22 protein-coding genes are annotated in these 21204 nt (G+C 66.7%); 13 read left to right on the top strand and 9 right to left on the bottom strand.

What is annotated here, in order from left to right; all coding sequences use genetic code 11:
* The first annotated feature begins 98 nt into the window (after positions 1 to 98).
* On the top strand, positions 99 to 1316 hold the full coding sequence (locus AC5O77_RS13410) for an RNA polymerase sigma factor (protein ID WP_049398908.1): 1218 nt from the start codon (positions 99 to 101) through the stop codon (positions 1314 to 1316).
* 51 nt (positions 1317 to 1367) lie between these two features.
* Here the strand turns inward: AC5O77_RS13410 and AC5O77_RS13405 are convergent, their stop codons facing one another.
* Positions 1368 to 1931 (bottom strand): EF-hand domain-containing protein, encoded by a 564-nt coding sequence (locus tag AC5O77_RS13405; RefSeq protein WP_012510406.1) that lies wholly within the window; start codon positions 1929 to 1931, stop codon positions 1368 to 1370.
* A gap of 156 nt (positions 1932 to 2087) precedes the next feature.
* Here AC5O77_RS13405 and AC5O77_RS13400 point away from each other — a divergent pair, with 156 nt between their 5' ends.
* Positions 2088 to 2843: an arginyltransferase gene (locus tag AC5O77_RS13400; protein ID WP_494506895.1), complete on the top strand. Its 756-nt coding sequence runs from the start codon at positions 2088 to 2090 to the stop codon at positions 2841 to 2843.
* Between the two features lie 38 nt (positions 2844 to 2881).
* Positions 2882 to 4087, top strand: a complete 1206-nt coding sequence (locus AC5O77_RS13395) for an endonuclease/exonuclease/phosphatase family protein (protein ID WP_494506894.1) — start codon at positions 2882 to 2884, stop codon at positions 4085 to 4087.
* Between the two features lie 72 nt (positions 4088 to 4159).
* On the opposite strand, the gene purT is transcribed toward AC5O77_RS13395, so the two are convergent.
* A complete protein-coding gene (purT, locus tag AC5O77_RS13390) occupies positions 4160 to 5347 on the bottom strand; it encodes a formate-dependent phosphoribosylglycinamide formyltransferase (RefSeq protein WP_494506893.1) in 1188 nt (395 codons plus the stop codon).
* A gap of 137 nt (positions 5348 to 5484) precedes the next feature.
* Between purT and AC5O77_RS13385 the strand changes: the two genes are divergently transcribed.
* From AC5O77_RS13385 to AC5O77_RS13365, 5 genes are read left to right on the top strand one after another with little or no spacing between them, the layout of a single operon-like run.
* Entirely contained in the window at positions 5485 to 6366 is an 882-nt protein-coding gene (locus AC5O77_RS13385) for an SPFH domain-containing protein (protein WP_032127597.1), read from the top strand.
* 45 nt (positions 6367 to 6411) lie between these two features.
* Positions 6412 to 6591, top strand: a complete 180-nt coding sequence (locus AC5O77_RS13380) for a type II toxin-antitoxin system antitoxin (protein ID WP_005415691.1) — start codon at positions 6412 to 6414, stop codon at positions 6589 to 6591.
* On the top strand, positions 6588 to 6767 hold the full coding sequence (locus AC5O77_RS13375; RefSeq protein WP_032127598.1) for a DUF4177 domain-containing protein: 180 nt from the start codon (positions 6588 to 6590) through the stop codon (positions 6765 to 6767). The genes AC5O77_RS13380 and AC5O77_RS13375 overlap by 4 nt, the downstream gene beginning before the upstream one ends.
* 3 nt (positions 6768 to 6770) lie before the next feature.
* Positions 6771 to 7364 carry a PH domain-containing protein gene (locus AC5O77_RS13370; RefSeq protein ID WP_032127599.1) on the top strand — a complete coding sequence of 198 codons (594 nt, stop codon included), beginning with the start codon at positions 6771 to 6773 and terminating at the stop codon, positions 7362 to 7364.
* Positions 7365 to 7373: 9 nt separating this feature from the next.
* A complete protein-coding gene (locus AC5O77_RS13365) occupies positions 7374 to 8183 on the top strand; it encodes a M15 family metallopeptidase (RefSeq protein ID WP_032127600.1) in 810 nt (269 codons plus the stop codon).
* Between the two features lie 394 nt (positions 8184 to 8577).
* Here AC5O77_RS13365 and AC5O77_RS13360 read toward each other — a convergent pair whose 3' ends face one another.
* The 4 genes from AC5O77_RS13360 to AC5O77_RS13345 form a co-directional block, all read right to left on the bottom strand.
* The gene (locus AC5O77_RS13360; protein ID WP_478058484.1) at positions 8578 to 8949 is read right to left on the bottom strand and encodes a DUF423 domain-containing protein; all 372 of its coding nucleotides are present in this window, start codon (positions 8947 to 8949) and stop codon (positions 8578 to 8580) included.
* 102 nt (positions 8950 to 9051) lie between these two features.
* Positions 9052 to 10125 carry a polyketide cyclase gene (locus tag AC5O77_RS13355; RefSeq protein WP_032127602.1) on the bottom strand — a complete coding sequence of 358 codons (1074 nt, stop codon included), beginning with the start codon at positions 10123 to 10125 and terminating at the stop codon, positions 9052 to 9054.
* A 234-nt stretch (positions 10126 to 10359) separates the two neighbouring features.
* Positions 10360 to 11001: a response regulator gene (locus AC5O77_RS13350; RefSeq protein ID WP_006424175.1), complete on the bottom strand. Its 642-nt coding sequence runs from the start codon at positions 10999 to 11001 to the stop codon at positions 10360 to 10362.
* Positions 11001 to 12203, bottom strand: a complete 1203-nt coding sequence (locus AC5O77_RS13345) for a sensor histidine kinase (protein ID WP_478058487.1) — start codon at positions 12201 to 12203, stop codon at positions 11001 to 11003. Before AC5O77_RS13345 ends, AC5O77_RS13350 begins: the two co-directional genes overlap by 1 nt.
* A gap of 153 nt (positions 12204 to 12356) precedes the next feature.
* On the opposite strand from AC5O77_RS13345, the gene AC5O77_RS13340 reads away from it, so the two are divergent.
* The 5 genes from AC5O77_RS13340 to AC5O77_RS13320 are packed head-to-tail and all read left to right on the top strand — an operon-like array spanning position 12357 to position 15381.
* Positions 12357 to 12953, top strand: coding sequence for a GNAT family N-acetyltransferase (locus AC5O77_RS13340; protein ID WP_032127604.1), 597 nt, complete (start codon positions 12357 to 12359; stop codon positions 12951 to 12953).
* On the top strand, positions 12899 to 13747 hold the full coding sequence (minC, locus tag AC5O77_RS13335) for a septum site-determining protein MinC (RefSeq protein ID WP_050509775.1): 849 nt from the start codon (positions 12899 to 12901) through the stop codon (positions 13745 to 13747). The genes AC5O77_RS13340 and minC overlap by 55 nt, the downstream gene beginning before the upstream one ends.
* A 35-nt stretch (positions 13748 to 13782) precedes the next feature.
* Positions 13783 to 14592 (top strand): septum site-determining protein MinD, encoded by an 810-nt coding sequence (gene minD, locus AC5O77_RS13330; protein WP_010483375.1) that lies wholly within the window; start codon positions 13783 to 13785, stop codon positions 14590 to 14592.
* Between the two features lie 2 nt (positions 14593 to 14594).
* Entirely contained in the window at positions 14595 to 14855 is a 261-nt protein-coding gene (minE, locus tag AC5O77_RS13325) for a cell division topological specificity factor MinE (protein WP_004148073.1), read from the top strand.
* A 46-nt stretch (positions 14856 to 14901) separates the two neighbouring features.
* Positions 14902 to 15381, top strand: a complete 480-nt coding sequence (locus AC5O77_RS13320) for a hypothetical protein (protein ID WP_049422782.1) — start codon at positions 14902 to 14904, stop codon at positions 15379 to 15381.
* 87 nt (positions 15382 to 15468) lie between these two features.
* On the opposite strand, the gene AC5O77_RS13315 is transcribed toward AC5O77_RS13320, so the two are convergent.
* The 3 genes from AC5O77_RS13315 to AC5O77_RS13305 form a co-directional block, all read right to left on the bottom strand.
* Positions 15469 to 16713 (bottom strand): DUF819 family protein, encoded by a 1245-nt coding sequence (locus tag AC5O77_RS13315; protein ID WP_032127606.1) that lies wholly within the window; start codon positions 16711 to 16713, stop codon positions 15469 to 15471.
* Between the two features lie 141 nt (positions 16714 to 16854).
* Complete coding sequence (locus AC5O77_RS13310; RefSeq protein ID WP_478058492.1) at positions 16855 to 18933, bottom strand: S9 family peptidase; 2079 nt, start codon at positions 18931 to 18933, stop codon at positions 16855 to 16857.
* A 214-nt stretch (positions 18934 to 19147) separates the two neighbouring features.
* A complete protein-coding gene (locus AC5O77_RS13305; protein ID WP_032127608.1) occupies positions 19148 to 21112 on the bottom strand; it encodes an OPT family oligopeptide transporter in 1965 nt (654 codons plus the stop codon).
* Between the last annotated feature and the right edge of the window lie 92 nt (positions 21113 to 21204).

The raw sequence follows: 21204 nt of genomic DNA, 5'->3' as shown, positions 1-21204 counted from the left end.
AGATGTGTATAAGAGACAGGCACTACCGTGCAGAAGGCCGGTCACATTCGGCGCGCGGCTCCGTCTTGGGACACAATCCCAGCAGGAGAGCCGCCGCCATGACGACGTTCGCCGCATCGATCGACCAGACACTGGAGCGCGAACTGCCTGCCGCCGCCAGCGGTTGCCAGCACGCCTATGGCCGCATCGTGCTGGCCTGCCAGAACACGGTTACCGCCATCGCGCTGGCCATCACCCGCGATCGTCAGGCCAGTGAGGACATCGCCCAGGAGGCCTTCGTGAAGGGCTGGCAGCAGCTGCACCAGCTGCGCAGTTCGACCAGCTTCCTGCCGTGGCTGCGGCAGATCACCCGCAACCTGGCCCGCGACTGGCTGCGCGCGCAGCGCGGCCGGCCGCTGACCGGCGAGGCCGCCGAGGTGGCGATGGGCATGGCCGCCGACCCGGCCCCGGGCGCGGCCGACCGCCTGCAACGGGTGGAAGAAGAGATCGCCGCCGAGGACATCATCTCCGCCCTTCCCGCCGACAGCCGCGAAGTGCTGCTGCTGTACTACCGCGAAGGCCAGCGCTCGCAGCAGGTGGCCGACCTGCTTGGGCTCAGTGACGCCGCCGTGCGCAAGCGCCTGTCGCGTGCCCGCGCTCTGGTGCGCGACGGCCTGCTGCAACGCTTCGGCGAGTTCGCGCGCAGCAGCGCACCCAGTGCCGCGTTCGCTACGGCGGTGGTTTCGATGGTACTGGTGGCTGCGCCCGGCACGGCCAGTGCTGCGGTGCTGCTCGGCACCGGTGTCGGCATCGGCGGCAGCAAGCTTGGCCTCGGCGGTGCCAGCGCTGCGGGCGGCACCGCGATGGGCTCGCTGACTGCCACGCTGGGCCAGCTGCACGTGCTGCCGGCCGAAAGCTGGGGGGCGGTGATCGGCGGCGTGGTCGGTGGTGCGATCGGCAGCTATCTCGGCGGCCGCTTCCTGATGTCGTACACCGAAACGGCGTCCGAGCGCCGCGACGTGCGCCGCTTCCTCTACCTCAACATCATCACCGGCATGTTCTGGTGCCTGGCGATCCTGCTGGCTGTGATGCTGCAGGCGCCGGTCTGGGCGCAGCTGACGGTGCTGGCGGTAGGCCTGGGCGTGGTCAACTACCAGTGCCTGGTGCCGCTGCAGCGGGTGATGGCACCGATGATCGCGCGCGATTCGGCCCGCCGCGGACGCACCGGCATCAACTGGAAGTTCGAATCGATGTACGGCCGCACCGGCATCATCGCCATGAACCTGATGGTCATCGCGCTGGTGGTGTACTCACTGATGCGCAGCGGCCGCCTGTAACGGACAACGCCGGCAGTGCGCCGGCGTTGTCGTCATTCACTGCGTTGAACCTCAGCGCTGCGGCTTCGGCGCCGCGCCATCGCGCGGACCTCCGTGGCGCGGGCCACCGTGCATCGGGCCCTTGGCCGCGTCGAACTCGGCCTTGCTCAGCTGGCCATCCTTGTTGGTGTCGGCGGCGGCGAACCAGGCATCACGACGCTGCTTCATGCGCAGCTCGCGGTCGGCCTTGTCCAGGTAACCGTCCTTGTTGAGGTCGAGCTGGTCGAAGCGCGCGGCCAGGCGCGGATCGGCCTTGGCTTCCTCGCGGCTGATGCGGCCGTCCTTGTTGACGTCCAGCTTGGCCCAGCGCTCACCGCCGTGGCCACCACGGCGACCATGCTGCCAGCGCGGCAGCTCATCGCGCGAGAGCTTGCCGTCCTTGTTCTTGTCCAGCTCGTCGAACTTCGCGGCCAGGCGCGGGTTGGCAGCGGCCTCGCTGCGGTCGATGACGCCGTCGCCGTTGGTGTCCAGCTTGGCCGGGCGCTGCGCCGGCGCGGTCGGGGCATCGGCGGCCAGCGCGATACCGGTAGCGGAAGTGCCGAGCAGCAGGGCCAGCAGCAGGGGGGTACGGATCATGAGGTCACTCCTGGGGATGGGGATTGCGTCGGGGTGATCACTTCACCCTCGGGAGACAACAACGCCCGGGTGCGACATCGGTTGACGCCGCTGCCGGTTCCATTCATCCGGCGGACAGTCGCCGCCAATGCGACAGGCTGGGGCTATGCTGTGCCCATGGCGATTCACGGCGACAGAGACGACGAACTGCGACTTTTCCAGACCGGCGAGCACCCCTGCGGGTACTGGTCGGACAGGGTGGCACGCGACCTGGTGCTGGATCCGCACGACCGTCGTCTCGGCGGCCTGTACCCGCTGGCATTGAGCTGGGGCTTCCGCCGCAGCGGCGACCTGGTCTACCGCCCGCACTGCGCACACTGCCAGGCCTGCGTGGCGGTGCGTATTCCGGTGGCCCGCTTCGCCCCGGACCGCAGCCAGCGCCGTTGTGCCGCCCGCAATGACGACCTGGAGGTGCGGATCACCGCCGCCACGGCCCGCGACGACCTGTTCGCGCTGTACCACCGCTACCTCACCCACCGCCACGCCAACGGCGGCATGGACGACCATGGCCCGCACGAGTTCGAGCAGTTCCTGATCGGCAGCTGGTCGCATACCCGTTTCATGGAGATGCGCCTGCCCAGCCACGACGGCCAACCCAGCCAGCTGCTGGGGGTGGCGGTGACCGACGTCACCGAGCACGGCCTGTCGGCGGTCTACACCTTCTTCGACCCGGACCACGCCGCACGCGGGCTGGGCACCTTCGCGATCCTGCAGCAGATCGAATGGGCGCGCCGCGAGGGCCTGCCGCACGTCTATCTGGGCTACTGGATCCGTGGCCACCAGAAGATGGACTACAAGCGCCGCTTCCATCCGCTGGAGGCCTACGACGGTCGCCGCTGGCACGATTTCGACAAGGATCTGGACGGGCGCTGACAAACCGCTGACACCGGGCCGGGTGCACAATACGGCCCATGAACGCCAAACCCCTGATCCTTGCCCTGGCCCTGCTCTGCGGCGCCACCGCCCCTGCCTTCGCCACGTCCCCTGCGATGACCGAAAAGCCGTCCGCTGCACTGCGCCTGGCCACCTACAACACCTCGCTGTACTCCGATGACGCCGGCGGCCTGATCAAGGAGCTGGAAGGCGATAGCGAGCACGCGCGCAAGATCGCTGCGGTACTGCAGCAGGTGCGCCCGGACCTGGTGCTGCTGAACGAATTCGATTTCGACGACGCCCACCGCGCCGCCGACCTGTTCCAGAAACGCTACCTGGAAGTGGCCCAGCCCGGTGGCGGCAAGCCGCTGCACTTCGCCTACCGCTACCTGGCGCCGGTCAATACCGGCGTGCCCAGCGGCCTGGACCTGGACAACAACGGCGTGGTCGGCGGCGAAGGCCGCAGCCGCGGCAACGATGCCTGGGGCTACGGCCTGCACCCGGGCCAGTACGGCATGCTGGTGCTGTCGCGCTACCCGATCGATGAAGCCAAGGTGCGCAGCTTCCAGCTGCTGAAGTGGAGCGCGATGCCGGGCGCGATCCGTCCGGTCGACCCGCGCACCGGCAAGAGCTTCTACAACGACCACGTGTGGTCGCAGCTGCGGCTGTCGTCGAAGTCGCACTGGGACGTGCCGGTGAAGACCCCGGCCGGCGTGGTGCACGCGCTGGTCTCGCACCCGACCCCGCCGGTGTTCGACGGCCCGGAAAAGCGCAACGCCGCGCGCAACCACGACGAACTGCGCCTGTGGCAGGAATACCTGTCCAAGGGTGACAAGCCGTGGCTGTGCGACGACAAGGGCCAGTGCGGCGGCCTGGCGCAGGACGCGCGCTTCGTGATCCTCGGCGACCTCAACAACGACCCGGTCGACGGCGATGGCCGCCATGAGGCGATCGTCGAACTGATCGAGAACGCCCGCGTGCTGCGCTACCCCACCCCGCGCAGCGTCGGCGGCGAGCAGACCAGCCTGGCCTATGCGGCCAAGGGCATCGAGCGCAAGGGCGCACCGTTCCATGCCACCGGCGATTTCGGCCCGAAGTCCGGCACCATGCGCCTGGACTACGTGCTGCCCTCGACCGGTTTCGAGTACATCGGCAGCGGCGTGTTCTGGCCGGCCAATGAAAGCCCGGAAGCGAAGATCGCCGACGGCAGCGACCACCACCTGGTGTGGGTGGATGTGCGGTAGAGCAGCGTACCGACCAACGGTCGGTACCCACCAGGTTTCGGTAGGCGACGACCGTTGGTCGTCGCTCCTTTTTCAGGGGCGCAGTTCGACGCCGATCGCTTCGGCGGCATCACGCGCGATGGTGCGCGCTTCGTCGATGGTTTCCGCGCGCGCCAGGGTCACGCCGACGCGGCGATGGCCATGCACGCTGGGCTTGCCGAACAGGCGCACGGCGGTGTCCGGCACCTGCAGTGCGGCGGCGACGTTGTTGAAGTACGGCACGCCCTCGCCATGCGCCAGCAGCGCGCACGAGGCCGACGGGCCGCTCTGGCGGATCACCGGGATCGGCAGGCCGAGGATGGCGCGCGCGTGCAGCGCGAACTCGCTCAATTCCTGCGAAACAAGCGTCACCAGGCCGGTGTCGTGCGGGCGCGGCGACACTTCGCTGAACCACACCTCGTCGCCCTTCACGAACAGCTCGACACCGAACAGGCCCCAGCCACCGAGGTCATCGGTGATCACGCGCGAAATCTCTTCGGCACGCGCCAGTGCCGCGCTCGACATCGGTTGCGGCTGCCAGCTTTCGCGGTAATCACCGTCCTTCTGCAGATGCCCGATCGGCGCGCAGAACGAGGTGCCGCCGGCATGGCGCACGGTCAACAGGGTGATCTCGTAGTCGAAATCGATGAAACCTTCGACGATGCAGCGGCCGGCACCGGCACGGCCACCGGTCTGCGCGTAGTCCCAGGCCGGGGCGATGTCCGCCTCGCTGCGCAGCGTGCTCTGGCCTTTGCCCGAGGACGACATCACCGGCTTGACCACGCACGGCAGGCCGATGGCGGCCACAGCGGCGCGGTACTCGGCTTCGGTATCGACGAAGCGGTAGGGCGAGGTCGGCAGGCCCAGGGTTTCGGCGGCCAGGCGGCGGATGCCTTCGCGGTCCATGGTCAGGCGGGCGGCGCGCGCGGTCGGGATCACCCGCAGGCCCTGCTCCTGTTCCAGCTGGACCAGGGTTTCGGTGTGGATGGCCTCGATCTCCGGCACCACCAGGTGCGGCTGCTCCTGGGCGATCAGCGCGCGCAGGGCCATCGCATCGAGCATGTCGATCACATGCGAGCGGTGCGCGACCTGCATGGCCGGGGCATCGGCATAGCGGTCGGCGGCGATCACTTCCACGCCCAGCCGCTGCAGCTCGATGGCCACCTCCTTGCCGAGTTCGCCCGAGCCCAGCAGCAGCACGCGGGTGGCGGAGGGGGACAACGGAGTTCCAAGCTTGGCCATGGCGGTTCCAGCAGCGATGTGAAGGCGGGTGGGCATTCTAGCTGGCCGACCGTCCCGGCCACGGCATCCGACGAACGGTAGCCGACAAGTGATATCACTTTGATATCTTCATTCCGAACCCTCAAGGACGTACCGCCATGAAAGAGAAGTCGCTGTCTTCGCTCAACGGCCTCGGCACGCTGGCCGGCGCCCTGCTTGTCGCCCTCGCCGGCGGCGCCCTGTTCGTACTGGGGGTAGCAGCCAAGGCCAGCACCGGCTCGCCCAACCTGCTGCTGATGCTGGCCGGCATCCTGGTGGCGGCGCTGGCGATCTTCGCCCTGGCCGGCCTGTACACGGTCCAGCCCAACCAGGCGGCGGTGCTGAGCCTGTTCGGCAAATACGTGGGCACCGTGAAGGACAACGGCCTGCGCTGGAACAACCCCTTCTATGCCAAGCGCCGGGTCAGCCAGCGCGTGCGCAACTTCGAGAGCGGCAAGCTGAAGGTCAACGAGCTGGACGGCAGCCCGATCGAGATCGCGGCGGTCATCGTCTGGCAGGTGGTCGATGCCTCCGAGGCGGTCTACAACGTGGACGACTACGAGAGCTTCGTGCACATCCAGTCCGAATCGGCGCTGCGCGCGATGGCCACCAGCTACCCCTACGACCAGCATGAGGATGGCCAGCTGGCCCTGCGCAGTCATGCCAGCGAGATTTCCCAGCACCTGAAGAACGAACTGGCCGAGCGCCTGGCCGACGCCGGCGTGCAGGTCATCGACGCACGCATCAGCCACCTCGCCTACGCCGCCGAAATCGCCCAGGCGATGCTGCAGCGGCAGCAGGCCAACGCGGTGATCGCCGCACGCACGCGCATCGTTGCCGGTGCGGTCGGCATGGTCGAGATGGCCCTGGCCGAACTGCAGAAGAACGGCGTGGTGCAGCTGGACGAGGAACGCAAGGCGCACATGGTCAGCAACCTGCTGACCGTGCTGTGCTCGGACCGCGGCACCCAGCCGATCGTCAATGCAGGCTCGCTGTATTGAGCCACACTCGCAACGGGGCGCCCCACCGCCCCGCCAGGAGCCCCCATGAGTGAGAAGAAAGCCTACCCGCTGCGCATCAACGCCGACGTCCTGGCTGCGGCGCAGCGCTGGGCTGATGACGAGCTGCGCAGCCTCAACGCGCAGATCGAGTACGTGCTGCGCGACGCCCTGCGCAAGGCAGGACGCCTGCCCAAACCCACGCCATCGTCGGAGGACAAGGAATGAGCAAGCGCTGGAGCTACCAGACCATCGAGGTCAAGACCTCCATGATGGGCGTACTCAAGGCCGAGGATGTCCAGGCCGAGCTGAGCCGGCAGGGCCAGCTGGGCTGGGAGCTGGTCAACATCATCATCCCGGCGCCGATGCGCCCGGCGATGCTGGTGTTCAAGAAGGAGGCCTGAACCATGGGCGGCAGTGACCCGAAACCCTTTGACGTGGCCGAGAGTTCGCCGCTGCGCGTGCTGTGGATCGTGCTGCCGCTGCTGGCTGCCTTCGTGGCCTGCCTGTATGCGCAGCTGTACAAGGCACCGGCGAACGCACCCTGGATCGAAGTAACGCTGTCGCCGCCCTGGTTCCGGATGGGCGGCAGTGCGGCATGGAGCCTGATCGTCATCGCTGTACTCGCTGTCGGGCTGGGGGCCGCCTTCTTCCGCCGCCGGGTGGAGCTGGCCGGCAACGTGCTGGACGTGCGCTCGACGATGTACCGGCGGCGGGTGCCGGTGGCGCAGCTGCGGCTGGACCAGGCCGAGGTGGTCGACCTGCAGCGTGACCGCCGCTATGGCATCCGTGTCAAAACCAATGGCTATTCAATGCCGGGCTTCTACTCGGGCCACTTCCGCCTGCAGGGTGGCGGCAAGGGCTTCGCGCTGGTCACCGACCGTGCGCGTGTCCTCGCCCTGCCGGTCAGTGATGGCAGCACGCTGCTGCTCAGCGTGGACCGGCCGCAGGCGCTGCTCGATGCGCTGCGCAAGGTGGCCGCGTCGGCACCACGGCAGTAAGCTGAGGCGATGCAACGACGCCCGCCCCTGCTGATCAATACCGAGGCCATCGAGCTGTGGCCCGCCCACCTGTTGCGCGCACGCAGCAACCTGGATGCACGCCTGCTGTCGCAGGCGCAGTGGGTGCTGCGGCGCAAGCGTGATGGCCGCTATCTGGCGGCGGTACTGCCGCACGGCGTGCATTCGATGGTGCCGCGCCTGCCGCGCGAGCCCGGGGTCGAGGATGCACTGGCGCTGCTGGACACCGCGGCTGCACGGCCCTTCGGCGCCGGACTGGAAGATCAGTGGCTGCCGCTGGCGGGGCTACAGCAGCGCCTTCAGCAGCTTGGCCTGGACCCGCAGCGCTACGCCGACGACAGCGGCCTGCCGCTGGAACCCGAACCCTGCCTGCTGCATTTTGCCGGCCGCGATCGCTTCGCCCGCCCGCTATGGCTGCGCCGTGGCGCCGCGCAGGGCTGGCGACGGATGCGACTGCATGCGGCACAGGATGGCATTGCGCTGGACGCCATCTCCGGCTTCCGCAGCCATGCCTACCAGTTGGGCATCTTCGAACGGAAGCTGGCGCGCGGCCTGAGCGTGGCGGAGATCCTGAAGGTGAATGCCGCACCGGGTTTCAGTGAACACCACAGCGGCCATGCGCTGGACATCGGTACACCGGGCGACGCCCCGGCTGAAGAATCGTTCGAAGCCACCGACGCGTTTGCGTGGCTGCAGGCGAATGCCGGTGGGCATGGCTTCCAGCTGAGCTACCCGCGCGACAACCCGCATGGGATCGTCTACGAACCTTGGCACTGGTGCTGGAGACCGGCCAACGGCTGAGCCCCTCGTGGCGGCTGCACGGCGAACTTCATGGAGCTGTCCGGGCGGATTCCGCGCGCGCCCACCACGAGATGGAACAAGAAGGCAAAGACAGAAGCCGGTCGCTTCGCTCGAAGCCTCTACAACGGATCAGCGCGCGGCTGTTGGGTCCGCCTTCAAGCGAGCCGAGCACCGCAGGTCCGGCGAGGGCGAAGAGGTGCGGGTGTCTGAGCGCAGCGAGTTCCCGCACCGTCCCTCGACGGGCCGAGGAGCACAGGGGACCGGTGCGCAGCACCGGCTCGCGGCCGGCGGCGCGTTTCTTTTGGTTACTTTTCTTTTCGCGCGAAAAGAAAAGTAACGCCCATGGACCATCACGATCGCATCGGCATGGATCGGAGCGACAGCCCTGCGACCGTCACCGCCTCAACGCATTGATCGCCAGCAGCACCCATCCAGCCATCATGCTGGTGCCACCGATCGGTGCCATCCGTGTCGGCCACTGCCACAACGCACCGCCCACCAGGCTGCCGGAAAACAGCAGCACGCCCAGCAGCAGCACGTACAACGCCAGGTGCGCGATCGCGCCCTGCGCGCGCGGCCCGAGCGCCACCAGTACCGCGCCATGCGCGAACGCATAGAGCGCCGCCATGTTCAGATGCTGCTGCGCCAGCGGGTCGGCCACACCGTGCGAGGCATAGGCCGACAGGCCGATAGAAGCGGCGCCCAGCAGCGCCCCCAGGCAGGCCAGCAGTGATGGCTTACGTGCGCGACGTTCGAGATTGAACATGTGGGCTCCTTGCGCAGCGCCCTTGCCGGGCGCAGATGAAAAAAAACGCGCCGCAATGAGCGGCGCGTTTTCGTGTCCAACACTACATGGGTCAGCCGAGGCTTACTTGACGGCCCAGTAGATGTCGTAGGTCGCTTCCGGGGTGAACGACTTGTCCAGACCGTCCTTCCAGGTTTCGTACGGGCGATCGACCACTTCCGAACCGTTGGTCACAGCCCAGGCACGCAGGCCGTTGCGGGCCACGTCCAGACCCGCCATGTGGCCGGTGTAGGCGGCATGCGCCGAACGGTGCGGGGCCACGTGCACGTACTTGACCGGAGCGCCGCCGTCGATCTTGACGGTCAGCTCTTCAGCGGTGGCACCTTCAGCACCCTTCTTCTTCACCGGCTGGGCGATGTCGAAGGCGTACTTCTCCTGACCGAAATCGGTGGTGATGATGCGGAACGGACCGGCGGCTTCAAGGCCGTTGGCCTCCATCACGCGCTTGATCCACTCCTGGTTGTCCTTGATGGACTTGGTGATCGTGTCCTGACCGCGGTCCACGTTACCGGCGTTGACGACCAGCAGGTCTTCAGCCGGCACATTGACGATGGCCAGATCGGTCAGCGGGGCTTCCGGGGTGCGGTAGTCCACGTTCGGGACGCTGGCCAGCATGTTGGCCATACGCGACAGACCCATCTTGATGTCGTCGCCGATCTGGCGGCTGACATACAGGCCGGCATAACGGCCGAACAGGTCGAAGCCGTACTTCACCGAGTAGTCCTGGGTGATCTTGACGTTGCGGCCACCCTTGCCGGTCGGCTCCAGCGTGAAGGTGGTGATCTTGTCGTGACCCTTGGTGGCGTCATCGATGGCGATCGCAACACGCTTGTTCTCTTCGGCTTCGGTGATCTTCCAGGAACCGGTGCCCAGGTCCTTGGAGGTGAAGTCGAGGGTGGCACCGACGCCGGAGGCCGGGCCGGAAAGCTTCAGTTCAACGGCGGGATCGCGCAGTACCAGCGGGTTCCAGTCCTTGAAGCGGCGCAGGCTGCTGACCGTGTCGTACACGATCGTCATCTTGCGGTTGGTCTCGATGCTTTCGGTGATGTGACGCTCGCCCGGCAGACATACGCCAATGATGACGAACAGGCCAGCCACGATCCCCAAGGCGATCAGGAACTCGATAATACGGGTCATTCAGAGAGTCTCCGGGGCCGATCCCACGGCCGGGTTGATTGAAGCGAAGCGCCAATCCTAGCAGGCTTCGCGGGCATTGTTTATCGGGATTGGCGCACCGGTTTCCCTGCCGGCTGCGTATTTGTATGGACAAAGAATTCGAAGGGTACCGCATACCGATACCCGTGAAGTAGGGGGCAACCCCACCCGAGGGCCATAACTGGACCTCAAGTCATTGTCCTGAAAAGGTTTTCCTCAGACCAGCTGGAGTTCGAACGCCTTCAGTACGGCGCGCGTACGGTCGCGCACGCCCAGCTTGGACAGGATGTTGGACACATGGTTCTTGATGGTGCCTTCGGCCACACCCAGCGAGTTGGCGATCTCCTTGTTGGAGAAGCCACTGGCCATCAGGCGCAGGATCTCGGTCTCGCGGTCGGTCAACGGGTCCGGGCGGTCCAGGCTGACGAACTCGTTGCGCATGTGCTCCAGGCCGGACAGCAGGCGCTGGGTCACGGCCGGCTGCACCAGCGAACCGCCGTCGGCCACGGTGCGGATGGCACCGACCAGCTGCGCCAGGGTCACGTCCTTGAGCAGGTAGCCCTTGGCTCCGGCCTTGAGCCCGGCCAGCACCAGCTGGTCGTCGTCGAAAGTGGTGAGGATGATGGTCGGTGGCAGCTGCTCCTGGCGCGACAGCACCTGCAGCGCCTCCAGCCCGGACATCACCGGCATGCGCATGTCCATCAGTACCACGTCGGGGCGCACCTGCGGTATCAGCTCGACCGCCTGCCGGCCATCGCCGGCCTCGGCCACCACCTCGATACCGTCGTCGAGCGCCAGCAGGGAGCGGATTCCCTGCCGCACCAGGGTTTGGTCGTCGACCAGGCAGACGCGAATCATCAACGCACTCCTTCAGGAACCTTGGTAAGGGCGGCCACCAGCACCGTTGCCGGCACCGTCGCCCGCAGCCGGAAGCCTTCACCGGGACGGGTTTCGATCTGCAGCTGGCCACCACATTGTTGCAGGCGCTCGCGCATGCCGCGCAAGCCATTGCCCACATTGACCATATCCGCGCCGACGCCGTCGTCGCGGGCCTCCACCACCACCCGGTCGGGGGCTTCACGGTACACCTTGATCCACAGGTGGCGGGCGCCGGCATGGCGCACCGCGTTGGTGATGATCTCCTGGGTACAGCGCAGCAGCACGTGGGCCCGCTGCGGGTCCTCCACGTTCAGCGGATCCTCGATCTCCAGCTGGATGTCCAGCGAGGGCACGTTCTCGGTCAGCGGGCGCAGCGCCGCCGCCAGATCGATGGCGCCGGTCTCGCGCAGTTGGCTGACCACCTCACGCACATTGCCCAGCAGCAGCTTGGCCAAGGCATGCGAGCGCTTCACATGGTCCAGCGCCTGGCCCTCGGCCAGGTGACCGGCCACTTCGAGGTTCAGGGTCAGTGCGGTCAGCTGATGCCCCAGAAGATCGTGCAGCTCACGCGAAATGCGGGTTCGCTCGTTGACGCGAGCGCTTTCGGCCAGCAGGGCACGAGTGGCACGCAGCTCCGAATTGAGCCTGCGCTGCTCGTCGCGGGCCTGGGTCTGCTGTCTCGCGACAAGGCTGGTCACGAAGATGAACATGGAAAAGCCGCCATACAGCAGCGATTGCATCACGGCTTCGAACAGCGGGAAGTTCAGCAGTATGTAATAGACCGGGGCCACCGCCAGCTGGCTGACCAGCAGCCACAGCACGCACAGACGCGCCGACAGCATCCACGGAATGACGCCGGCAGCCACCATCATCAGGATGCTGCCCAGGCCCGAACCACTGAGGAAACTGACGCCCAGCGCCGAAACCGTCAGCAGCAGCAGCAGGCCGCGGTCCAGCCAGGTGGTGTGACTGTCGCTGTCACTGCGCAGGAGGCGGGTCAGCCAGTAGTACGCGGCGCCGAAGGACAGGTAGGCGACGAACAACAGGATCGCCCAGCTGCCCATATCGCTGCGGCTGTGCAGGTTCTCGAATTGCGAGTACGCCAGTGGCAGGCCGACCATGACCCAGGTAAACAGGCCGGCCAGACGGAGGACGCGGGTATGGCTGAGGACTCCCAACATGCCAGCACTCTACGGGCCCGGCCCGCGTCGCGCACTCCCACGGAAGTCATGCATCCGAGGTCCCCTGTTCATGCCGCAGCCCACCCCGGGCATGCAATAATCGTGCGCAGGGTCCAATTTGACGGACCAACCGCGTTACCCCACGGAGTCACAATGTCGATTGTCATCCGCGACGTGCGCGAGCACGAGCTCGATTCCGTCCTGGCTTTGAACAACAACGCTGGCCTGGCCATCCTTCCCCTGGATGCGGCCCGCCTGCGCCTGTTCTACGAAACCGCTGAATATTTCCGCGTCGCCGAGCGCGACGGCAACCTGGCCGGCTTCCTGATCGGCTTCGGCAGCGACAGCCAGCACGACAGCAGCAACTTCGCCTGGTTCAAGCAGCAGCTGGACACCCCGTTCTTCTATATCGACCGCATCGTGGTCGCCAGCCGCCGTCGTGGCGGTGGCGTCGGCCGTGCGTTCTATGCCGACGCGCAGAGCTTTGCCGAGCTGCGCTACCCGCAGATGACCTGCGAAGTCTTCCTCGACCATGGCGCCGATGCCGCCCTGCTCTTCCACGGCAGCTTCGGCTTCCGCGAGCTGGGCCAGAACACCATGCCGCAGGTCGACGTGCGCGCCAGCATGCTGGCCAAGGAACTGTGCAGCTACCCGTGGGTCCAGGAGACCTACGGCGGCAAGCTGCCGGATGTGGCATGGACACGTGCCCGGCATCTGCCGGCGCAGGCACAGCGGCCGACGGGGACCTGAGCGTGGCGGTGAATTTCGATTACGAACAGGCCGGTGAACTGAAGATCGGCCAGGTGGGCATCGCCAACCTGCGCATCCGTACCCTTGATGTCGAACGCCTCGTGCAGGAAATGCGCGAACGCGTCACCCGTGCGCCGAAACTGTTCGGCCGCGCCGCGGTGATCCTCGACTTCGGCGGCCTGAGCCAGGTGCCGGACGTGGCCACCGCGCAGGCGCTGGTCGATGGCCTGCGCAGTGCCGGCGTGCTGCCGGTGGCGCTGGCCTATGGCACCAGCGCGGTCGACCTGCTCTCGCAGCAGCTCGGGCTGCCACTGCTGGCCAAGTTCCGCGCCCAGTACGAGCGTGCCGAGGCCGAGCCGGCCCCGCCGCCGCCGCCCGCGCCGGAACCGCGTCGCGCAGCCCGTGCCGAACCGAAGCCGGCACCGGCCACGCCGGTGGCCAAGGTTGCCGACGCCGCCGCACCGCAGCCGGGCCGCATGCAGCTGGGCAACGTGCGTTCGGGCCAGCAGCTGTACGCTGAAAACTGCGACCTGACCGTGATGGCCACCGTCGGCGCCGGCGCCGAGGTCATCGCCGATGGCAGCATCCACATCTACGGCACCCTGCGCGGCCGCGCGCTGGCAGGGGCACAGGGCAACACCGCGGCACGCATCTTCTGCCGTGATTTCCATGCGGAACTGGTCGCCATTGCAGGCCACTACAAGGTACTGGACGATGTCCCGGACTCCCTGCGCGGCAAGGCCGTGCAGGTGTGGCTGGAACAGGACCAGATCAAGATCGCTGCGCTGGACTGACGCAGCACCCAAACAGAATCATCAGGAGAAGTCCTTTGGCTGAAATCATCGTAGTCACCTCCGGCAAGGGCGGCGTCGGCAAGACCACTTCCAGCGCGAGCTTGGCCTGCGGCCTGGCACGGCGCGGCAAGAAGGTGGCGGTGATCGACTTCGACGTCGGCCTGCGCAACCTCGACCTGATCATGGGCTGCGAACGCCGCGTGGTGTACGACTTCGTCAACGTCGTGCACGGCGAAGCGACCCTCAAGCAGGCCCTGATCAAGGACAAGCGCTTCGAGAACCTGTACGTGCTGGCCGCCTCGCAGACCCGCGACAAGGACGCACTGACCCAGGAAGGCGTGGGCAAGGTCCTGAAGGACCTGGCCGCCGACGGCTTCGATTACATCATCTGCGACTCCCCGGCCGGCATCGAGAAGGGCGCCTTCCTGGCGATGTACTTCGCCGACCGTGCGGTGGTGGTGGTGAACCCGGAAGTGTCGTCGGTGCGCGACTCGGACCGCATCATCGGCCTGCTCGACTCGAAGACCCACAAGGCCGAGTCCGGCCAGGACGTGCCGGCCTTCCTGCTGCTGACCCGCTACACCCCGCTGCGCGTGGAAAGCGGCGAGATGCTCAGCATCGCCGACGTCGAGGAAGTGCTCGGCCTGAAGGCGATCGGCGTGATCCCCGAGTCGGGTGACGTGCTCAACGCCTCCAACAAGGGCGAGCCGGTCATCCTGGATGTCGAGTCCGCAGCCGGCCAGGCCTACGACGACGCCGTCGCGCGCATCCTCGGCGAAGAACGCCCGATGCGCTTCACCAACGTCGAGAAGAAGGGCTTCTTCAGCAAGCTGTTCGGAGGGTAAGCATGGGCCTGTTTGATTTCCTCAAAGCGAAGAAGACCACCGCCGAAACCGCCAAGAACCGCCTGCAGATCATCATCGCGCAGGAGCGCAGCAACCGCGGCGGCCCCGATTACCTGCCGCTGCTGCAGCGCGAGCTGCTGGAAGTGATCAAGAAGTACGTGAACATCGACGTCGATGCAGTGAAGGTCGACCTGGTGAAGGATGGCCAGCACGATGTGCTGGACATCTCCGTGGCGCTGCCTGAAGGCCCGGACAAACCCTGAAGCTCTGCCCCGCCCGTGCCTGCACGGGCGGGGCTGCCTGACCCGCATGACCGATACAACAACCGCCGTGGACATCACCTGCGTGGGCGACATCGCCTTCGCTGATGCGCAGTGCCTGCTCGCCGCGCATGGCCTGCAGCTGCACCACGTCGCGGCCGGTGAACCGATTCCCGGCAGCTACTGGGGCGAGCCCGAGGCCGGCATCATCGCCAGCAACGTGTACGTGCGCGATGACACGCCCGTGCACTCGATGCTGCACGAAGCCTGCCATCTGATCGTGCTGCCGCCGGAGCGGCGTGCGCAGGTGCATACCGACGCCACCGACTCGGTGGCCGAGGAAGATGCCACCTGCTATCTGCAGATCGTGCTGGCCGGGCAGCTGCCTGGCGTTGGCAGTGCGCGGTTGATGGCCGACATGGATGCCTGGGGGTATACGTATCGGCTGGGGTCGACACAGGCGTGGTTCGAGCAGGACGCCGAAGACGCGAAGGCGTGGTTGATCGAACGCGGATTGCCGGTGGCGTAACGCATCGGTAGTGCCGGCCGTTGGCCGGCAACCTCATGAACCCGTGCAGCATTACCTGGTTGCCGGCCAGCGGCCGGCACTACCCCATCAGCCCTGCCCTGCCAGCGCGCGCAGGGTAATGCCGACGATGTAGGCCAGGTAGGTGCCGGTGGCGTAGCCCATCGTGCCCAGCAACACGCCCACCGGCGCCAGGGCCGGATGGAACGCTGCAGCCACCACCGGCGCCGAAGCCGGGCCACCGATGTTCGACTGCGAACCGATCGCGAAATAGAAGAACGGCACCTTCAGCAGCTTGCCCAGGCACCACAGCAGCGCGATGTGCACGGCAATCCAGATCAGGCCGAGCAGGAACAGCCATGGGCGGTCCAGCAGCGCCAGCAGATCCATCTGCATGCCGATGCAGGCAATCAGGAAGTACAGCAGCAGCGAACCCAGCCGCGAGGCGCCCGCACCTTCCAGCGTGCGTGCACGGGTGAAGCTCAGGCTCAGGCCCAGCGTGGTCGACAGCACCACCACCCACACGAACGGCGCATCCAGGCTGAACTGCGAGGCCCAGCTGACATTGGCCTTGAACCATGCTGCCAGCGGCGCACCGATCGCGTGTGACAGACCCACGCCGCCGAAGGCCACTGCCACGATCAGCATCAGGTCGGTGAGGCTGGGAACGCGCTCATGCTCGGCCTGGAAGCGCGCGATGCGCTCCTTCAGCTCATCGATGGCCGACGTGTCGGCACCGCTGCGCGCGTCGATCTTCGCTGCGCGCCCGGCCAGGAAGATCAGCGCGGCCATCCACACGTAACCGACACCGACATCGACCACCGCGAACTGGCCGAACGTGGTGGCGTTGACGTCGAACACTTCGCGCATCGCCAGCATGTTGGCACCGCCGCCGATCCAGCTGCCGGCCAGTGCGGCCATGCCGGCCCAGGTGTCACCGGCCACCGTTTCCGGATGCAGCGCGCGCATCACCAGGAAAGCCACCACCGCACCCAGCATGATGCTGGCGGACGCACCCAGGTACATCAGCACCAGCTTCGGCCCGAGCCGCAGGATGCCCTTGATGTCCACCGCCAGGGTCAGCAGGATCAGCGCTGCCGGCAGCAGGATGTCGCGTGCGATCGGGTTGTAGAGCTTGGTGTTCTGACCGTCGATCAGGCCGACGGTGTTGTAGATGCCGGGAATCAGGTAGCACAGCAGCAGTGCCGGCACGAAGGTGTAGAAGCGTTTCCACAGGCCCTGCTCGCGCGAGGCGGTCCAGAACACGGCGCCCAGGGTGGCGGCGATCAAACCGAAGACGACGATGTCGTTCTGGATCAGGGCGGTCGAGGGCATGCAGGCGCTCTGGGTAGAGCCGGCCGCTGGCCGGCTGCTGTTGGCGGCAGATCAGGAAGGTGTGCCGACCAACGGTCGGCACCCACCGGTACAGCAGATGGCGAAACAAAAGCGCCGCCCCGAAGGGCGGCGCTGCCGTCATCAGTTGCCGATGTGCTGCTTCAGCCAGGCATTGACGGTGTCATGCCACAGGATGCTGTTGTTCGGCTTCAGCACCCAGTGGTTTTCATCCGGGAAGTACAGGAACTTCGATTCGATGCCCTGGCGCTGGGCAGCAGTGAACGCGGCCAGGCCCTGCTCGACCGGAATACGGAAGTCCTGCTGGCCGTGGATGACCAGGATCGGCTTCTTCCAGTCCGCCACGTGGTTGACCGGGTTGAACTTCTCGTAGTTCGCCGCCTTCTGGTACGGCGTACCGCCCTGCTCCCACTCGGTGAACCACAGTTCTTCGGTGGCGTAGCCCATCATGCGCTGGTCGAACACGCCGTCATGGTTGACCAGGCACTTGAACGGGCCGTTCCAGTTGCCGGCGATCCAGTTGACCATGAAGCCGCCGTAGCTGGCGCCCAGCGCACAGGCCTTGTCACCGTTGAGGAAGGAATACTTCTTCAGCGCCGCATCCCATCCCTTCTGCAGGTCTTCCAGCGGGCGGTCGCCCCAGTGCTGGCTGATCGCATCGGTGAAGGCCTGGCCATAGCCGGTGGAGCCGTGGAAGTCGATCATCACCACGGCGTAGCCCTGGCCCGCATAGGTCTGCGGATTCCAGCGGTAGCTCCAGCCATTGCCGAAGCTGCCCTGCGGGCCGCCGTGGATCAGGAACGCGACCGGGTACGACTTGCCTTCCTGGTAGTTGTGCGGCTTGACCACATAGCCGTGCACGGTGTCGTTGTTCCAGCCCTTGAACTCGAACTGTTCGTAGTCACCGAAGCTGACGTCCTTGAGCACGTCGCCAGCGGCCGGGGTCAGCGCGCGCAGCTCGCCGATGGCTTCGCCGGCGGCCGGCAGCAGGCCGACCAGCACCTGGTCGTTGCTCTTCAGGCTGTTGCGGGTGATCGCCACGCTGGTGCCGGCCACGTCCACCGAGGTCACGCTGCCGTCGCCGATCAGCTTGGTGGCCTTGCCGCTGGCCACGTCGATCTGGAACAGCGGGTGCTCGCCGAGGTCATCGGCAGTGGTGTAGATGCTGCTGCCATCCGCGGACAGGGTGATGCCGCCCGCCGAACGATCCCATTGCGGCGCGATCTCACGGCTCTTGCCGCTCGCCAGGTCCATCGCCATCAGGCCGAAACGGTCGGCCTCGAAGCCCGGGCGCTTCATCGCACGGTAGAACAGGGTCTTGCCGTCGGCACTGAACACCGGGCCGGCATCCCAGGCCGGATTGGAGGCGGTCAGGTTGACCGGCGCCTGCTTGCCCGCAGCGTCGAAGCGGTACAGGTCGAAGTTGGTCGACCACGGCTCCTGCTTGCCGGCCACGCGGATGCTGGCCACCACGCTGGCGCCATCCGGCGACCACGCGAAATCGTCATTGCCACCGAACGGCTTGGACGGTGCATCGCCGTCGATGGTCGCGCTCAGCGCCGAGGCGCCCTTGACCGCCCCGGCCTTGCCTGCCGGCAGCGGCGCCACGAACAGGGTGTTGCGGCGGCCGTCGTTCCAGGTATCCCAGTGGCGCACGAACAGCGAATCCCACACCTGGCCGCTGGCCTTGGCGTCCTTCTTTTCCTTCAGCTTCTTCTCGGTGCATGCCAGATCCGAGGCACAGGCCTGGAACACGCCGGCACTGAACAGCACGCGGTCGTCCTGCGGTGACACGTGGTAGCTGTCCACGTCCACCGGGAAGTCGGTCAGCTGACGCGGGGTGCCGCCGTTGATCGGCTGCGCGTACAGCTGCTGGCTGCCGTTCTTGGCGCTGAGGAAGTAGACGGTCTGGCCATCGGCCGACAGCGAAGCGGAATTGACGTTCCAGCCGGCCGGGGTGATCTGCTTGGGCGGTGCCGCATCGCGGGTGCGCAGGTTGCGCGCGAACAGCGCGGTGGAGGCCTTCAGGTTGGCGTCCACGCTGCGCTTGGCGAACACCACAGTGCCACCGTCCGTGGTCAGTACCGGCGCGGAGACGCGGTCCATGGCCACCATGTCGCGGACTTCCAGGCCACGGGCAGCGGCAACGCTGGGCAGGGCAGCCAGCAGGCTCAGTGGCAGCAGGGCATGACGCAGTTTCATCGGGGTCTCCGCAGGACGGCAAAAAACCGATGGTAGGCCCGTGCGGCCGGGGCTGCCAAGGCCATCGGTCATGGCTGCGCGCGGGGTTGGCCCCGCCGCCAGAAAAAGCAAACCGCGCCGTAGCGCGGTTTGCGGTAGTGCCGGCCGCTGGCCGGCAACCAGGGGTATCACGGGATTCCGGGATTGCCGGCCAGCGGCCGGCACTACCTGTCCCTTACGCCTTGGTGTACTTGCCGGTGCGGTAGATCAGCCAGCCCACCAGGAACAGCACGGCCAGGCCGATCCACTGCGCGCCCGGCAGGTGGAACGGCACGGCCAGCACGTCGGCGCGGCTGCTGACCACGATCGGAATCGCGATGGCGATGCCCATCAGTGCCTCACCGGTGATCAGGCCCGCAGCGAACAGCACACCCGGCTTATGCACGCGGTCGCGGCCTTCTTCGTCATCGGCTCGCACCTTGTGGAAGCGCTCGACCAGGTGGGCGATCAGGCCGCCGAGGAAGATCGGCACCATCAGCTCCAGCGGCAGGTAGATGCCGATGGCGGCGGCCAGCACCGGCACGCGGAAGCGTGCGTTGCGCGACTTCAGCCAGCTGTCGAAGGCGATGATGGCGGCACCAACCACGGCACCGATGCCGATGAAGGTCCACGGCAGTTCGCCACCGAACAGGCCCTTGGCCACCGAGGCCATCAGGTTTGCCTGCGGCGCAGCCAGCGCGTTCGGGTGCAGCTCGGACTTCACGCCGATGCCGTAGGCGGTGGCTAGCAGGTTCAGCACCGGGGCCATGATCAGCGCGCACGAGAAGGCACCGATGCCCAGCATCAGCTGCTGCTTCCACGGGGTGGCACCTACGATATAGCCGGCCTTGAGGTCCTGCAGGTTGTCACCGCCAACCGCTGCGGCGCAGCACACCACCGCGCCGATCATGATCGCCGCCACCGCGCCCAACGGCGCACCACCGGCACCGACCGGCTTGAGGCCATCGGCGCCCAGCAGCACCACCAGCACGGCCGAGGCGAACAGGATGGTGGAGATGGTGATGCCCGACACCGGGTTGTTGGACGAACCGATCAAGCCGGCCAGGTAGGCCGAGACCGACACGAACAGGAAGCCGGCAACGATCATGATGATGGTCATCGGGATCGACACGTGCCACTGGCCGACGATGGCCTGGTACAGGGCCAGCAGCGGCAGCACGAAGACCACCAGGGCCACCAGCATCCACTTCATCGGCAGGTCGCGCTCGGTGTGCGCCAGCACCGGGCCACCGCTCTTGCGGGCGGCGGCAAAGCCGCTCTTGACGCCATTGAGCAGCGACTTGCGCAGCGAGATCAGGGTCCAGATGCCGCCGATCAGCATTGCGCCGACACCCAGGTAACGCATCTTCGCGCCCCAGATGGCGAACGCCGCTTCGGTGGAGGATGCCGTGGCGACCGACGCGGCCAGTGCCGGATCGGTGTTCATGAAGAACGCCTGGTAGATCGGGATGGCGATGTGCCAGGTCAGGATCGAGCCGGACACGACCACGATGCCGACGTTGAGGCCGACGATGTAGCCCACGCCCAGCAGTGCCGGCGACAGGTTGGTACCGATGAAGGCGGTGACCTTGGAGCTGCCGACGTAGGCCGAGGTGGCCCAGGCGTCGGGAATCAGGCGCATGCCGCTTTCCGCGGCCAGCTTGACGAAGGCACCGATGACTGCCGACAGGCCGAGGATCTTCAGGCCCGGGCCCGGGTTCTCACCAGCCTTGAGCACTTCGGCCGCAGCCTTGCCTTCCGGGAACGGAAGCGGGTCTTCAACGATCATCGAACGGCGCAGCGGCACCGAGAACAGCACGCCCAGCAGGCCACCGAGGCCGGCGATGCCCAGCACCCACCAGTACTTGAAGTCCGGCCAGTAGCCCATGATCACCAGCGCCGGGATGGTGAAGATCACACCGGCGGCGATCGACGAACCGGCCGAGGCGCCGGTCTGCACGATGTTGTTTTCAAGGATGGAGCCACCGCCCAGCAGGCGCAGCACGCCCATGGAAATCACCGCGGCGGGAATGGCGGTGGCGATGGTCAGGCCTGCGAACAGACCGAGGTAGGCGTTTGCGGCGGACAGCACCACCGCCAGCACGATGGCCAGGGCCACTGCGCGGAAGGTGAGCTGCTTGGGCGCAGCGTCGTGGTTCATGGAAGCCCCTGCTGGCAAAAAATCCCTGCCACGCTAGCGTTCAGGGCAGATCAAGTCCAGCGTGCCAAAGGATGGGGGCGTGTGCTGCAGCG

The organism is Stenotrophomonas sp. INTA L402-1 (genome assembly GCF_059295135.1).
This window is presented reverse-complemented; position numbering and strand designations above follow the sequence as displayed.